Here is a 15,193-nt window from a genome sequence, read left to right on the forward strand (position 1 = left end):
TGAGGATAAAAAATGGCAGAAGCTAGAAAACGTGCTGGTGAAAAGGGCACTATTGTGCAGATCATCGGCGCTGTTGTGGACGTTGAGTTTGCTGAGAACTCAATTCCGGAGCTTTACGACGCACTTGAGATTAAGGGTGACGGCAAACAGCGTCAGGACATCACTCTTGAAGTGCAGCAGCAAATCGGTGGCGGTGTAGTACGTTGTATCGCCATGGGTTCATCTGACGGTTTAAGCCGTGGTCTGGTAGCTGTTAATACCGGTGACGGTATTAAGGTTCCAGTAGGCGCCGCCACTCTGGGCCGTATTATGAACGTACTGGGCGAGCCTGTAGACGAGGCCGGCCCAATCGGCGAGCAGGAGCGCTGGGTTATTCACCGTGGTGCCCCTACTTATGCTGAGCAGTCATCCACAACCGAGATTCTCGAAACCGGTATTAAGGTTATCGACCTGATCTGTCCTTTCGCCAAGGGTGGTAAGGTAGGTCTGTTCGGTGGTGCTGGTGTAGGTAAGACCGTTAACATGATGGAGCTTATCAACAACATCGCCAAGGCCCACTCCGGTCTGTCCGTGTTCACCGGTGTAGGTGAGCGTACCCGTGAGGGTAACGACTTCTATCACGAGATGGAAGAGTCCAAGGTTCTGGACAAGGTATCAATGGTTTACGGCCAGATGAACGAGCCACCTGGCAACCGTCTGCGTGTAGCCTTAACCGGTCTGACCGTTGCTGAGAAGTTCCGTGACGAGGGTAAGGACGTGCTGTTGTTCATCGACAACATCTACCGTTACACCCTGGCCGGTACTGAGGTATCCGCTCTGCTGGGCCGTATGCCATCAGCCGTAGGTTATCAGCCAACTCTGGCTGAGGAAATGGGTGCCCTGCAGGAGCGTATTGCTTCTACCAAGAAGGGTTCCATTACCTCCATTCAGGCTGTATACGTACCTGCTGACGATCTTACCGATCCAAGCCCTGCAACCACCTTCGCTCACCTTGACGCAACCATCGTATTATCACGTCAGATTGCCTCTCTGGGTATTTATCCTGCTGTGGACCCTCTTGACTCCACCTCCCGTCAGCTCGATCCTCTCGTTGTAGGTCAGGATCACTACGATGTTGCCCGTGGCGTTCAGACCATTCTGCAGCGTTACAAGGAGCTCAAGGACATTATCGCCATTCTCGGTATGGACGAGCTCTCTGAGGATGACAAGCTTACTGTGGCCCGTGCCCGTAAGATTGAGCGTTTCCTGTCTCAGCCATTCAGCGTAGCTGAAGTGTTCACCGGCTCTCCAGGCAAGTATGTTTCCCTGAAGGACACCATCCGTGGCTTCAAGGGCATCATCAATGGTGAGTACGACAACTTACCTGAGCAGGCTTTCTACATGGTTGGCTCAATCGAGGAAGTCGTAGAGAAGGCCAAGAGCTTATAAAGGGAGGATTGACGCATGGAAGAGATTACTTTCCATCTCAACGTCGTCAGTGGTGTTGGCAGTTTGTATTCCGGCCGCGTCAGAGCCATGTCCATTACTGGTTCTGAAGGTGAGTTAGGTATCCGCCATGGCCACACTCCTTTAATTACCACCATCAAGTCAGGCATGGTTTCCCTGGTTGACGCTGATGGAAAGCAGGATCAGATTTATCTTGCCGGTGGTATTTTAGAGGTTCAGCCTGAGGACGTAACCGTTCTGGCTGATACTGCTCTGCGTGCTGATGACATTGACGAGGCCAAGGCCCAGGAAGCAATGCGTAATGCACGTGAGGCCATTTCCCGTGCCAATGCAGGTGATAAGGACTACACTCAGGCCTTCATCAAGCTGTCAGAAGCCATGGCCCAGCTCAAAGTGGTCGAGCTCGCACGCTCACGCAGGCGCTGATAACAGGGGAGCACATAACTGTGTTCCTGCTCTGCAAGGCCTCAGGGCATGCAGGGCTTATCAAAGCCAAAAAAAGGGATCGCAAGATCCCTTTTTTTTCGCCTTTAATCTGAGCCCAACCCCGTTACGACTCCGAACAGTATCCGAACATCCCCATCACAGCCAAATCCCTAACACATCCCGAACACACCCCGAACGCCCGCCGAACAATCACCAGACGTAAACAGAGCACTTCCCAAACAGCGGTCGAGCAATCACCAGACGTAAACAGAGCTCTTCCCAAACAGCGGTCGAACACTCACAAAGATAAGTCGAACACACTCAGAGCGGAGGTCGTCAAAACCCTAAGCTTAGGTAGAACCAACACCAAGCGAAAGTCTGGCTCATCACCGATATTGGTCTATCATTACCCGAACAGAACCGGAACATAAGCCATTGATCTCAGGACAGTGTTAAGCCCGCATTCCAGGTAACTGAGTCTGTGCACGGGCACTGGCAAGACCCATCGGACACGGGCAACGGCACCGACCATTGAGCACTCATGCAGGGAGGATGCATGTAAGAGGGGCTGTGAGGTATCAGAAGAAAAAGCTTTTTTCGTAAATGCCAAAGTGGCACTGACCTATCTGGTCATCACGAATCATGCTCAGACCAAGCAGATTCTTTTTGCGGGCTGAGCCCATTTCAACGTAGACAATGCCGTTTTCATTGAGCAGCTCGCGCTCCATTATGAGCTCCACAGCAGGTTCCAGCAGATCGCTGTCAAAAGGCGGATCAAGGAAAATCAGATCAAAGCCCTGACCCTTGGGAACTGAGCGCAGATACTCAAGGGCATCGCCTTTGATGAGCTGCACTGTAGTGCCCTTAAGCTCAGGCAGAGAGTCAATCTGGCTTTTGAGCACGGCGGCGTTGTCCGCAGCCTTTTCTACCAGCACCAGATCGCGGGCTCCGCGAGACAGGGCCTCAAGGCCCAGGGCTGCTGAGCCGGCGAAGAGATCGAGCACTCTGGCATTGGCAGTGCGGTCCTGAAGCCAGTTAAATACAGTCTCTCTTACCCTTGAGGTGGTAGGACGAAGACCATCCATGTCGATAACCTCAAGCTTACGTCCTTTCAGGATGCCGCCGATAATGCGGATTTTATTGTCGTATGCCAATGCTGAGTCCTTAATCTTGCAGGTGGGTTACAGGACACCACTGTTCATATGATGGCAGTGGATCGCCATAAAGTCTGATTTTATGCCATTTTTCGTAAAGATCAGGCAATTTCGCTATAATAATCGCTGTTTCAGGCCATTTTCAGGCCTTTGTTGTATTAATTTATCCTGATTTGATATCTGACGATAGTCAAAAAAAGGAGAGCAGCCTCATCCGATCAGGCGGCATGACTGCCTGCAGTTACCGGCTCTGAGGACAGGATTAATCCAGGCTGCAGCCCTGCTGCAGGCCTCAGGGCCCTGCAGACTGTTGATGCACAGTGCTGCCAGAGCAATCTAAGTGGAAAGTAATTAGCATGGGATTTTTTTCAAAACTTTTCGGCAGAAATAAGAAAAAGCAGGACGAGTCACAGTCCCAGCTTGAAGAGAAAAACTTATCTGCAGGAATTGATCAGGATGATCAGCCTATAGCTGATTCCATTGCCACTGAAGAGAAGGCAAAAGAGCGTTTCAGCCCTGCTGAGGATAATGAATCTGTCTTTGCTGAAGACAGCGTTGGAGCCGACAGGGAGCTGCACTCCCGCGATATCGACTCCATTGCCGATCAGGTTGAGCAAGCCGAAAAAAAAGAGCCATCTTGCGACAGCTCCAAGGCCATAGAGAAGACTGATACTGCCGGTTCTTCTCCAGCAGCCCCATCCGCCGGGGCAGCCTCTGTTGCAAGTAATATTGAGCAGGAACAGGCCGCAGCCGCCGCTGCAGCCGCAGCAGCTGAAGCTGGGGCTGCCCGTATCGCCGCTGAAAAGGCTGAACAGGAGCGTCTTGAGGCTGAGCGCCGTGCTGCTGAAGAAGCTGCCGCCGAGGCAGCCCGCATCGCCGCTGAAAAGGCTGAACAGGAGCGTCTTGAGGCTGAGCGCCGTGCAGCTGAAGAAGCTGCCGCCGAGGCAGCCCGCATCGCCGCTGAAAAGGCTGAGCAGGAGCGCCTCGAAGCCGAGCGCCGTGCAGCTGAAGAAGCTGCCGCCGAGGCTGCCCGTATCGCCGCTGAAAAGGCTGAACAGGAGCGTCTTGAGGCTGAGCGCCGTGCCGCTGAAGAGGCAGCTGCTGAGGCTGCCCGCATCGCCGCTGAAAAGGCTGAACAGGAGCGTCTTGAGGCTGAGCGCCGTGCTGCTGAAGAGGCAGCTGCTGAGGCTGCCCGCATCGCCGCCGAGAAGGCTGAACAGGAGCGTCTTGAGGCTGAGCGCCGTGCAGCTGAAGAGGCAGCTGCCGAGGCTGCCCGTATCGCAGCCGAAAAGGCTGAACAGGAGCGTCTTGAGGCTGAGCGCCGTGCTGCTGAAGAGGCAGCTGCTGAGGCTGCCCGCATCGCCGCCGAGAAGGCTGAACAGGAGCGTCTTGAGGCTGAGCGTCGTGCCGCTGAAGAAGCTGAAGCTGCCGCTGATGCTGAGGCTAAGGCTGAGTCTGAAGCTGGTGATGCTGCTGAGGCAGTTGATGGGGATGAGGCTCAGAAGGGCGATAAGGCCGCGCCGGTGCGTGCCCGTGGCAAGCGAGCCTTAAAGGCCAAGGCTGAAGCCGCCGCTGCAGCTGAGGCTGAGGCCGCAGCAGCAGCTGAGGCTGCAGCTGCTGAGGAGGAGCGCAAGGCCAGAGAAAAGCAGGAAAAGCAGGACGAGAGCAAGGAAAAGGAAGCCATCCAGGAAGAGCGCAAGTCTTTCTTCAGCCGTCTTAAGAAGACCCGCGACAACCTTGCCTTTGGTGTCAGCTCGCTGATCTTCGGTCGCAAGATTGATGATGATCTTTATGATGATCTGGAAACTGCGCTGTTAACTGCTGACCTTGGTGTTGAGACCTCCATGGAGGTTATCGAGCGTCTGCGTGATGAGTCCCGTGTTCGTGACCTGCGCGATGCCGGTGCCCTGCGTAACAACCTCAGATACATTCTTTACGATATTCTCGATCCGTGCGAAAAGCCGCTGGTAGTTTATGATCGCACGCCTTTTGTCATCCTCATGGTTGGCGTCAACGGTGCCGGTAAGACCACTACCATTGGCAAGCTGGCCCGCAAATATCAGGACCAGGGCCTCAAGGTCATGCTCGCTGCCGGTGATACCTTCCGTGCCGCTGCTGTTGAGCAGTTAAAGGAGTGGGGTGAGCGTGCCAATGTGCCTGTTATTGCTCAGGCAACCGGTTCTGACAGTGCCTCGGTTATCTTTGATGCCGTTAATGCTGCCAAGGCCCGTGGTATGGATGTACTGATCTGCGATACCGCAGGTCGTCTCCAGAACAAGAGCCATCTTATGGATGAGCTTTCCAAGATTGTCCGCGTCATGCAGAAGATCGATCCTGAGCTTCCTCATGAGACCATGCTGGTACTTGATGCTGCCACAGGTCAGAATGCCGTGTCTCAGACCAAGATCTTTACTGAAGCTGTGAAGGTAACAGGACTTACCCTTACCAAGCTCGACGGCTCTGCCAAAGGCGGTGTGATCTTCAATCTGGCCAACATGTTCAAAATCCCAATCCGCTTTGTCGGTATAGGTGAGAAGGCCGAGGACCTGCGTGAGTTCAAGGTCGAGCCATTTGTTGATGCCCTGGTAGAAGAAGAAAAGCGCTAAACAGCCTGTTTATCATAAAATTAACTATTAGTTTTTCTAATACATGTCTGGCACTTTTCGTTTAAGTACCAGGAGAAAGGGGAGCCTGTGCGGCTCCCCTTTTTTACTGCTGTTATGGGCGTCAGACTGCCCAAATTACGGGCATTTTAAATTTTGTGAGCAAGTTCACAGCTTAACAAATGGCCTGGGAATGCTGTTTTTACAAAAACCGCATTATCCAGTTGCAAAAAATGATCAGTTATATGCTCATGTCGATAAATAAGTGCAATACTAGGCACTTTCTAAATGAACTTCCTGGCTTAATGTGTGTGAACTATATTAAATACAGTTTATAAATTGTGGGACTGTTCATAAGGGCCTAAGCCTCTTTTGTCTTCGTATTTTTACTGACTTTGAAAAACTCTGGTGTTCAGTGCAGTGTTCGCCAGCTGTAAGGTCAGACCGGGCGTGAGACTTAGACAGTATCTGATGCCTTAATAAACTCAAAAATAAAGCGAGTTTCCAATGACTTCTTCCAAGCTGAATAAGAGCCTGCTGGCTGCTGCTCTGACTGCCGTATTAACCCCAGCCTCCTTTGCTGCTGCCAATGCTGATGATGGCATGACCAGCATCAAGGGTGAGACAGTAGTAGTTACTGCAGCCCGTACCTCTCAGGATCTGTTAGACACCAATTCATCTGTAGCCGTTGTTTCAGGAAAGGAATTAAAGAACCTGACCACTGACTCAGTACCTGAGATGCTGCGCTCTGCAACCGGTGTGCGTCTTACCTCAGACGGTACCCCTGGCACCAAGCGTATTACCATTCGTGGTGAAAACGCTCTGCGTACCCTGCTGATGGTTGACGGTCAGCGTATTGACGAGCAGAAGAGCAAGTCTGGCGCTCCAATGCTGATTAACCCTTACTTCATTGATCGTATCGAAGTAGTCAAGGGCCCTGCCTCCGTACTGTACGGTTCTGACGCCATCGGTGGTATCGTTAACGTTATTACCAAGGAAGCCTCTGAAAAGCCTCTGTCCTTTGATGGCGGTGCTTCTTTTATTGGTGCCAATAACAGCTACACCGAATACGCAAACTTAAGCGGTACCCTCGATCGTTTCCAGTATGCCTTTGGTGCTTTTAACACCAATGCCGGCGATCTCTACCTCAAGGATCACAAGCCACTGGAAAACACAGCCTATGACGCCCACGGCTTCAATGGTGACTTCAGCTACGAAATCATGGACAAGGTTCGTCTTGGCTATGCAGGTGAGTACTACGACTCCAGCTCTGAGACCTCTACCACTGTCAAGGGCTCCTACTCTGCCTTCCGTGGCGAGATTCCAAAGTGGGATCGTCAGAAGCATCAGGTTTACTTAAAGGCTCACGACATCAATGATTACATTGCTGCTTTCGAGACCAGTGTTTACTACCAGGAGATGAGCAAGGACTTCTACTCCACCCCTACCCGTGGTATCAACGTAGGTGTGTTTAATGAGCAGAAGAGCCTTGGCGGTAACATGCAGCTGGAGCTGAGCCTCTCTGACATGTTCTATCTGGTAACCGGTTATGACGGCCGTATTGAGAAGATGAGCTCCTTCTCCGATGTTGACGTCAACATGGGTTCTGCCTACAAGGGCAAGTACGTCATGGACGACAATGACTACAAGCAGACCAGCCATGCTCTTTACGCAATGCTGTCTACCTATCTGACCGATGAGCTGACCCTCAACACAGGTTTACGTTACAACTACATTGACAATACTGCCGGTAACTCCATGTTTACCATGCAGCACACCACCAATGGTGCTTCCAGTCCTGTAATCAATCGACCAATTACCAACAATGACGAGAGCTTCAGCAAGCTGGTAGGCAGTGCCGGTCTGGTATACCGTCCATTTGATAATGCTGCTTTCCGTCTGAACTGGTCTCAGGGCTTCCGTGCTCCTACTGTTCAGGAACTCTTCCTGACAACTGCAACCGGTGAGATGCAGTACGGTAATCCTCAGCTTGAGCCTGAAAAGTCCAACAACTTTGAGCTGGGCTTCAGATGGGATGATGGCGCCTTAATGGCTGATGTGGCTCTGTTCTACACTGTATCCGACAACTACATCGAGACCAGAAGACTGCCAGCCGGCTTACCTGGCTCTACAGGTGTTTCCTACACCTACCAGAATATCGCCAAGGCCACCACCTGGGGTTCTGAAGTTGGCCTGTCCTACCTCATCAACAACACTTGGGAGCCATATGCCAATATGACTTACATGGTACGTGAGTATGAGATTGGCTCTCAGAGCACCAAGGACACCGGTACTCCAAACTTCTTTGGTAACGCCGGTCTGCGCTACCACGGTGAGATGTTCCAGATTGACGGCTACGCCAACTTCGCTACCACCACTGATGACGAAGATCTCGGCGGTACCAGCTACTTCAGCAGCATGACCTACGATGGTTATGTAACTGCTAACCTCACCGTTTCTACCCGTGTTGGTCCTGAGGATCAGTTCACCTTATATGGCAGCGTTGAGAACATCTTCGACAAGGAATACCAGACCAACCAGCTCATCCACGAGCCAGGCCGTTTCGTATCCGTCGGTGTACGCGCCCAGTTCTAATTTCACCTGCATCAGGACACTGCATCAGCCGGGCGCTGCTGCCCGGCGCTGTCCAGCCTGTAACTGGTCAGTGCCGGAGCAGGCAGCCGCCTGAGCTGGTCAGTGCCGGAGCCGGCCGCCGCCTGAGCGGTCTGCCCTGGAGCCGGCCACCGCCTGAGCTGGTCTGCCCTGGATCCGGCCACCGCCTGAGTCGTTCAGCGCAGGAGCTGGCCAGTGCTGGAACTGGCTGCCAGGATAAAGCCCGGCCTTGCCGGGTTTAGTGCCTGGCTTTCAGGCCCTGGATTAGCCTGATGAAATCAATAAAAAAGGCAGTAACAGAGCAATCTGTTACTGCCTTTTTTACTTTTTCAGAGCAGCTCGTACTTGATTGGAATCAGCACCCTGTTGCTCATGGCGTCGAGCCTGGTGTTGAAGCGTATCAGGCTGCGGGCCAGTTTTGATGCGGCCTCGTCAAGAATGCGGTGTCCAGAGCTCTTTTCAATATTGAAGTTAACTACTACACCGTTTTTGACTATGAACTCCACCATAACCGTACCCTCAAGCTTGCGTCTGACTGCATTGCGCGGATAGTGCAGCTTGGAGCGGATTTCCTTGACCAGCAGCGATGCCAGCTGGGCATTGATCTGTCGGGCGCTGGCCTCATCCTGTGCGGAGTTGTCTGCAGCTGCAGGAGGCGGGCTGCCCACAGGGCCTGCGGCCTTTGGGACCTCACGGGCCGGAGCCGGTTTAACCGGAGCTGGGCGCTCAGGCTGTTTTTCAGCCTTTGGTTTTGTCGGTTCAGGTTTTTGTTTGACCGGCTGCTGCTTTTTGGGCTCTGGCTGTTTGACCGGTTCAGGCTTTTGAGGTTCAGGTTTTGGTTTTAGTTCCTGTTTTACCGGTGCCGGCTTTTCCGGAGGTGGAGGCGGTGCCGGAGGCTCAGCCGGGGCTGGCGGTTCTGGTGGTGGAGGTTCAGGCAGCTGTTCCTTAACCGGTTCAGGTTCGTGAGCCACCGTTGCAGGCTCTGGTTCCTTTACCTGCTCCTCTTCAGGAGGAGGCGGGACTATTCCGGCACTGGTTTCGGGCGGGCGATCGTTGACCTGAATGCTGAGCATTACCGACTCAAAATTCTGCTGAGGGGTAATGATGAATTTGGGCGTGCCAAGTACACCAATGTATACCAGGACTCCCAGGACGCCGATCGAACCGCAGGTGCGGGCAATGAGATCAGGATGCATTATTGCTCCCCGTCGGCCTTGCCTGTAGCAGCTGCGCTGTCAGCCCCATCAGCAGCCGAAGCTGCAGGAGCAGCCCCGGCTGTTCCCTGAGCGGCTGCAGCAGGATCAATGCTGCTGCTGTCAGTCTTTTCACTGACCACCAGCAGGCGGCCCTGGGTATAGGCGCGGGCCAGATCGGCAACGTGAATAAGGTACTGGGTAGGACTCTGACTGTCGATAACCAGCTCAAGGCTGAGCTCTTCGTGCTTCTTGTTGCTCTCAACCATGCGCTCCTTTACCAGGTGATTGAGCTCATCAAGAGTGCAGATCTTCTCATTGACACTGTAGTTGCCTTTGCTGTCCACGCTTATGCGCATGGTGGCGCCGCGCTGCTCGGCCTGAGCAGTGCTTGACTGAGGGAGATTGAAGTCAATAACAGGCAGGGTGAAGCTCATGGTCATGATGAAGAAGATCACCAGCATGAAAATGACGTCAATCAGTGGGGTGAGGTCGACATTAAGATCGTCATCTAAATCTGACATTAATGAGCTCCGCATTGGAATGGATTCGGTAGCAGCCCGCAGGCTGCATCAGCAGGTTAGTCACTGAGTGGTCATGGGCTGCTGTCCGGCAAATTGTCCAGGACTGGTACTGATACCTGGTTTATTTCTGTTTGAAGGCCTGTCAGGGGCATGGCGGCTGCAGCCCCGGGGCTGTCGGCATTTATCTGGGCTTGTGGCGTCTGGCTGCAGGCACCGGGCTCCTTGAGCCGGGATGCTGGGGCGTGGGGCCTGGCTTATTGAGCGAGGCTATGGCCCCATGCCCCATGCCTGTGGCTATTGACCGGGCCTTGACCGGGCCTTGCCCGGGGCGGTGCAGGTTATGGGACAGGAGTCCTGTGATGTGTGATGTCCTGTCTGCCCCTCTTTCAGATCCTGGGATTATTCGTGAATATGGATATTGCTGATGGCAAGGTTAATCTGATTGCGCATGCCTCTGAGGTTCATGAGCAGATAGTAGTGAACAATCAGGGCCGGAATGGCCAGAGTAAGGCCCATAACCGTGGTGAGCAGGGCCTCCCAGATGCCGCCTGCAAGCATGCTTGGATCAGGCATGGAGCGCTCGGAGAGGGTGGAGAATACATCGACCATGCCCAGCACTGTTCCCAGCAGGCCAAGAAGCGGGCCTACAGCAGCACAGAGTTTCAGGAAATACATGGAAGAGTAGATGCCCTTGAGCTGTACCTGCATCAGGGTGTTTATGATGAGCTCACGGTTTGGACAGTGGTCGCCCTCGGAGCTGCTGTTAACACTGTGCTCTTCAGACTCTTTTACTGTGGTGATGATCTGGCGTGAAATGGAGTGCTCTGACAGTCCCTGATTTCTTACCAGGATAACCAGTACAGTGCCGCGAATGGCCATGAAAAGACCGACCAGGCCGATAAAAAGAATGGCAAGGCCTGAGTAGCCTACCTGATGGAAGAAATTGATCATGATGTTAACCGGTATACACAGCTGCTCAGATATTGTCTGCAGCTTCTGTATGGGCCTGCAGTGACTGAGGGTGGAGTTCAGATCCTGAAAGAGGGACTATGGTGTAAAGCTGTCGCTTATCTGTTTTTGTCTTTGCTGTAGAGCTGCTGTTGCGCAGTACAGCTGTAATGATGTCGTTCTGGCCTGAGGCCCGGCAAGCCGGGCCGTCGGGAGATGTGGCCTTGCCCTTGTCCGCATGCTGTACGTGAGTCTGGGCGGCGACCTGCTTTCTGCCCCATCTTCCCTGCTTTTTATCTTTGCTGCACGGCTGCTGGCCCGTATGGTGGCAGAGCTGTGAGGCAGAGCCTGAATGTCTGATATTTTCAGGATGGGGGCTGTTTTCAGGGCAGGGGGTGAATTTTGAGGGACTGTGCCGGCGCAGCTGCCAGATGCTGGCAGTTAAGCGCTATGGCTGATGCTGGCAATTAAGCGCTATGGCTGATGGTGGCTGCTCTGACAGGAATCAAGCCTGTCTGTCCCGTATCAATACAGCCTGACCTCGTTGGATTTGCCGGGTGATAATTTTACCTGTAAAGCCATACTTGCGCCATATTTTCACCTGAGCACATTGTCATCTTATGGACATGCTCACGCAAAAAGTTCTCTTAATGGTGCTGGTATTGAAGACTGTATTTATGTTGCTCCCGGCAGTGGTGCAGATAAATGGCTTATTTATGGGAAAGAGCGCCTGGACCTCAGAAGGGAAACCGGTACTTTTGGAAGGGTATTATTAAGAGAATTTATAAAATAAATTAATGAACTAAATTGCCTTTACGCGGCTGAAAAATGGCCAGATTATGCTACGTAAATGCATTTTCAGATTGTACAAGATGGAAAATGTGATATTTTTTTGCGATAACTGTCGTTTAGTGAGATTCAAATGGCCGGTCGAAAGGCCAGGATATCGCATATTTTGAGGCTTTCATTAATCAGGGGGCCGCGATATATAGATATGTTGAGATTCTCATTGTTCGATGATAATCACAGAGATAGTGACGTGAATAGCATATAATGCGGCCTCAACTTAACAAGCGAGGTGCAGCGGAGTACTATTTAACTTCACGCTCCTGCTGTTTTTTCATGAATGGGAAAAAACCGCAGGTGTTCAGTATTCTCGTGGGTACTTTCATAGGGGTCTTCCATGGTAAACGAACTAATGGTGGAATTATCACGTTGGCAATTTGCTGCCACGTCTTTATACCACTTTCTTTTCGTTCCGCTTACTCTTGGTATCTCATGGCTGGTCTTCATTATGGAGCTGGTCTATGTGGCCACAGGACGTGTCATATACCGTGACATGGCAAAGTTCTGGGGTAAGCTTTTCGGTATTAACTTTGCGATCGGTGTAGCCACCGGTATTACACTCGAGTTCGAGTTCGGTACTAACTGGTCCAATTACTCTCACTACGTTGGTGATATCTTCGGTGCTCCATTAGCTATCGAAGGCTTAATGGCATTCTTCCTTGAGTCAACCTTCATTGGTCTGATGTTCACTGGCTGGAATCGCTTCTCCAAGCCAACTCACCTTCTGATCACCTTCTTAACCGCACTGGGTTCAAACCTGTCCGCCATGTGGATTTTAATTGCCAACGGCTGGATGCAGTACCCAGAGTTCGCACAGTTCTCTCCTGAGAGAATGCGTATGGAAATGACTGACTTCTGGGGATTAATCTTCTCCGATGTTGCTCAGGCCAAGTTCCTGCACACCGTAACTGCCGGTTACACCACTGGTGGTATTTTCGTAGTCGGTGTATCTGCATTCTTAATGCTGCAGAGAAAGAACTTCCAGTTCGCCAAGCGTTCCATGACCATTGGTCTGCTGTTCGCTCTGTGCGCCATGGGCGGTTCCGGCTTATCTGGTGACATGAGTGCTTTATTAATCACCAAGCACCAGCCAGCAAAGCTTGCTGCCATGGAAGCCGAATTCCACACTGAGGAACCACCAGCAGGCTGGTCCTTATTTGCAATTCCTAATGAGGATGAGATGGATAACTATGTTTCCATCAAGATTCCAGCCTTATTAGGTCTGATTGCTACCCACTCATTCGACACCGAAGTTAAGGGTCTGCGTCAGATTGTTGCTGAAAACGAGCTCCGCGTCCGTAACGGTATCATTGCCAACCGTGCCTTAACTGCAATGCGTGGCGGTGAAGTTACTGACGAGAACATGGCTGTATTCAAGGCTCACCAGGATGACCTTGGCTATGGTCTGCTGCTTGTTCAGCACGCTCAGGATCCATTAAATCCTACTGAGGAAGAGATCAAGGCTGCTGCACGTAACAGTGTTCCATCAGTTCTGATTCCTTACCTCTCCTTCCGTGTCATGTTAGGTATCGTCAGCATCCTGGGCTTACTGTGTGTTGGCGCAGGTTACTACCTCATTTACAAGGGTGATCTGCAGGCACGTCCTAAGCTCCTGAAGATTCTTGTTATGGCCATCCCATTACCATTCATCTGCTGCGAAGCCGGCTGGATCCTCGCCGAGTACGGTCGTCAGCCATGGGCCATTCAGGATGTTCTTCCTACCTACCTGGCAACTTCATCACTGTCTCCAGTTGATGTAGGTATTTCCTTACTCTGCTTCATTGGCATTTACACCATCTTCCTCGTAATCGAGATGAAGCTGATGATCAATGCCATCAAGAAGGGCCCGGAAATCACTGAGCCAGAAGAGGACGGCAAGGGCTATCCTCCACTCCCTCCACAGGGGCCTCAGGGCGGTACTCCTGCTGAAGCTGCACCAGCTCATGCTGCTGCCCTGGCTCCAGCTGCTACTGCTGTTGCATCCGAAGAAGAGGCCAAGGCCGATTCTGCTAAGGGAGGTGCCGTAAATGCTGTTTGATTATGATACTCTGCAGGTCATCTGGTGGCTGTTAGTAGGCGTTCTGCTCATTGGCTTTGCGCTGACTAACGGCATGGATATGGCCGTATCTGCCCTGCTTTTCAAAGTGGGCAAGAACTCCAAAGAGCGTGGTGCCATTATCAGCACCATCTCCCCTCACTGGGACGGCAACCAGGTATGGTTAATCACCGCCGGTGGTGCCATCTTTGCTGCCTGGCCTGAGGTTTATGCTGCATCATTCTCCGGTCTGTACTGGGGCATGTTACTGGTTCTGTTCGCCATCTGGCTCCGTCCACTGGCCTTCGATTACCGTAACCACAACGATGATGAGAGCTGGTACAAGAAGTGGGACATCGCCTTAACCGTAGGTTCTTTCGTTCCTATGTTAATTTTTGGCGTTGCCTTCGGTAACCTCTTACAGGGTCTGCCTTTCTGGGCTGACGAGAATGTTCGCTGGCACTATGACGGCGTATTCTTAACCGCTCTGTTACCTCTGCTCGATCCATTCTCCATACTGTGTGGTCTGGTAGGCGTCACCATGCTGTTAACTCAGGGTGCCCTCTGGATTCAGTTACGTACTGTTGATGAGATCGGCAACCGTGTACGCGGTCTGACCTTAAAGCTTGCTCTGGTTACCCTCGTTCTGTACGTCATTGCCGGCTTATGGGCTTACACCTTCGATGGCTACCGTCTGATCGAACTGGCTCCGGAAGGTTCTTTCCACGCCATCACCGAGAAGAAGGTTGAGGTAGTACCACACGGTCTGTTCGAGAACTACAAGTCTGTATGGATCCTGGTTCTGGTTCCACTCGGCGCCATGTTCTGCATGATCAAGGCCGGTATCTGTGGTGGCAGTGGTAATGCTGTTAAGGGCATTATCTACAACTCCCTGGCTATCGCCCTGGTTATCACCACCGCTGCTATTGCCATGTTCCCATTCGTTATGCCTTCCAGCGTAATGCCTGAGTCTTCACTGACCATCTGGGACGCTTCATCTTCTCACTTTACCTTACAGGTAATGTTCTACACTGTTATCATCTTCGTTCCTATTGCCCTGTCCTATACTTTCTGGGCTTATAAGAGAATGTGGAACCGTGTATCTGAGAAGGATGGCAACACCGGTCATTACTAATCAGACCAAATTACCCCTTTACCCACGGTATGCGACATAAGCATGTCGCCGGGGCACCTCACTTCAAGGTGTAATTCATGGCCCGGATTTGCGTCCGGGCCCTGTTAAAACCCGCCGGGGGAACAAGGTTAAAGGAGTAAAGATGATTTATCTTGCTTGGATTTTAGGATTATTAGGTGTATGCGGCCTGATTCTGGCTGTGTGCTATTTATTTGATCTTTGGGATTGGTTCTAAAATCGCTACTTCAACTAAATTGAAGGCCTCCTCAG

General features: G+C 52.0%; 11 protein-coding genes. 7 read left to right on the forward strand and 4 right to left on the reverse strand.

Features of this window, described 5'->3' with window-relative positions; all coding sequences use genetic code 11:
* Window positions 1–12 precede the first annotated feature (12 nt).
* Both atpD and MXE39_RS02395 read left to right on the forward strand, forming a co-directional pair.
* Window positions 13–1,428 (forward strand): F0F1 ATP synthase subunit beta, encoded by a 1,416-nt coding sequence (gene atpD / locus MXE39_RS02390; RefSeq protein ID WP_246977037.1) that lies wholly within the window; start codon window positions 13–15, stop codon window positions 1,426–1,428.
* A 15-nt stretch (window positions 1,429–1,443) separates the two neighbouring features.
* Window positions 1,444–1,872: a F0F1 ATP synthase subunit epsilon gene (locus tag MXE39_RS02395; RefSeq protein WP_246977035.1), complete on the forward strand. Its 429-nt coding sequence runs from the start codon at window positions 1,444–1,446 to the stop codon at window positions 1,870–1,872.
* A gap of 578 nt (window positions 1,873–2,450) precedes the next feature.
* On the opposite strand, the gene rsmD is transcribed toward MXE39_RS02395, so the two are convergent.
* Window positions 2,451–3,026 (reverse strand): 16S rRNA (guanine(966)-N(2))-methyltransferase RsmD, encoded by a 576-nt coding sequence (rsmD, locus tag MXE39_RS02400; protein WP_246977033.1) that lies wholly within the window; start codon window positions 3,024–3,026, stop codon window positions 2,451–2,453.
* Window positions 3,027–3,382: 356 nt separating this feature from the next.
* Here rsmD and ftsY point away from each other — a divergent pair, with 356 nt between their 5' ends.
* On the forward strand, window positions 3,383–5,632 hold the full coding sequence (gene ftsY, locus MXE39_RS02405; protein ID WP_246977031.1) for a signal recognition particle-docking protein FtsY: 2,250 nt from the start codon (window positions 3,383–3,385) through the stop codon (window positions 5,630–5,632).
* Window positions 5,633–6,136: 504 nt separating this feature from the next.
* Complete coding sequence (locus MXE39_RS02410; protein WP_246977029.1) at window positions 6,137–8,224, forward strand: TonB-dependent receptor; 2,088 nt, start codon at window positions 6,137–6,139, stop codon at window positions 8,222–8,224.
* Window positions 8,225–8,571: 347 nt separating this feature from the next.
* Here MXE39_RS02410 and MXE39_RS02415 read toward each other — a convergent pair whose 3' ends face one another.
* The 3 genes from MXE39_RS02415 to MXE39_RS02425 form a co-directional block, all read right to left on the reverse strand.
* Entirely contained in the window at window positions 8,572–9,438 is an 867-nt protein-coding gene (locus tag MXE39_RS02415; RefSeq protein WP_246977027.1) for a TonB family protein, read from the reverse strand.
* Window positions 9,438–9,959 (reverse strand): biopolymer transporter ExbD, encoded by a 522-nt coding sequence (locus tag MXE39_RS02420; RefSeq protein ID WP_246977025.1) that lies wholly within the window; start codon window positions 9,957–9,959, stop codon window positions 9,438–9,440. Before MXE39_RS02420 ends, MXE39_RS02415 begins: the two co-directional genes overlap by 1 nt.
* Window positions 9,960–10,358: 399 nt before the next feature.
* On the reverse strand, window positions 10,359–10,910 hold the full coding sequence (locus MXE39_RS02425) for a MotA/TolQ/ExbB proton channel family protein (RefSeq protein WP_246977023.1): 552 nt from the start codon (window positions 10,908–10,910) through the stop codon (window positions 10,359–10,361).
* A 541-nt stretch (window positions 10,911–11,451) separates the two neighbouring features.
* On the opposite strand from MXE39_RS02425, the gene MXE39_RS02430 reads away from it, so the two are divergent.
* The 3 genes from MXE39_RS02430 to cydB all read left to right on the forward strand — a co-directional run bounded on the left by MXE39_RS02430 (window position 11,452) and on the right by cydB (window position 14,923).
* The gene (locus MXE39_RS02430; RefSeq protein ID WP_247073751.1) at window positions 11,452–11,700 is read left to right on the forward strand and encodes a hypothetical protein; all 249 of its coding nucleotides are present in this window, start codon (window positions 11,452–11,454) and stop codon (window positions 11,698–11,700) included.
* Window positions 11,701–12,090: 390 nt separating this feature from the next.
* Window positions 12,091–13,791, forward strand: a complete 1,701-nt coding sequence (locus tag MXE39_RS02435; RefSeq protein WP_246977021.1) for a cytochrome ubiquinol oxidase subunit I — start codon at window positions 12,091–12,093, stop codon at window positions 13,789–13,791.
* Window positions 13,781–14,923, forward strand: a complete 1,143-nt coding sequence (gene cydB, locus MXE39_RS02440) for a cytochrome d ubiquinol oxidase subunit II (protein ID WP_246977019.1) — start codon at window positions 13,781–13,783, stop codon at window positions 14,921–14,923. Before MXE39_RS02435 ends, cydB begins: the two co-directional genes overlap by 11 nt.
* Window positions 14,924–15,193: the final 270 nt, after the last annotated feature.

It is taken from the genome of Anaerobiospirillum sp. NML120511 (assembly GCF_023050955.1).
Lineage (GTDB): Bacteria > Pseudomonadota > Gammaproteobacteria > Enterobacterales > Succinivibrionaceae > Anaerobiospirillum.

What these genes read in the sequence shown, in the direction of transcription:
- ftsY (WP_246977031.1), top strand. Translation starts at nt 3,383, where the DNA reads ATGGGATTTTTTTCAAAACTTTTCGGCAGAAATAAGAAAAAGCAGGAC.
- MXE39_RS02410 (WP_246977029.1), top strand. Translation starts at nt 6,137, where the DNA reads ATGACTTCTTCCAAGCTGAATAAGAGCCTGCTGGCTGCTGCTCTGACT.
- cydB (WP_246977019.1), top strand. Translation starts at nt 13,781, where the DNA reads ATGCTGTTTGATTATGATACTCTGCAGGTCATCTGGTGGCTGTTAGTA.
- MXE39_RS02425 (WP_246977023.1), bottom strand. Translation starts at nt 10,910, where the DNA reads ATGATCAATTTCTTCCATCAGGTAGGCTACTCAGGCCTTGCCATTCTT.
- MXE39_RS02420 (WP_246977025.1), bottom strand. Translation starts at nt 9,959, where the DNA reads ATGTCAGATTTAGATGACGATCTTAATGTCGACCTCACCCCACTGATT.
- atpD (WP_246977037.1), top strand. Translation starts at nt 13, where the DNA reads ATGGCAGAAGCTAGAAAACGTGCTGGTGAAAAGGGCACTATTGTGCAG.
- MXE39_RS02395 (WP_246977035.1), top strand. Translation starts at nt 1,444, where the DNA reads ATGGAAGAGATTACTTTCCATCTCAACGTCGTCAGTGGTGTTGGCAGT.
- MXE39_RS02435 (WP_246977021.1), top strand. Translation starts at nt 12,091, where the DNA reads ATGGTAAACGAACTAATGGTGGAATTATCACGTTGGCAATTTGCTGCC.
- MXE39_RS02415 (WP_246977027.1), bottom strand. Translation starts at nt 9,438, where the DNA reads ATGCATCCTGATCTCATTGCCCGCACCTGCGGTTCGATCGGCGTCCTG.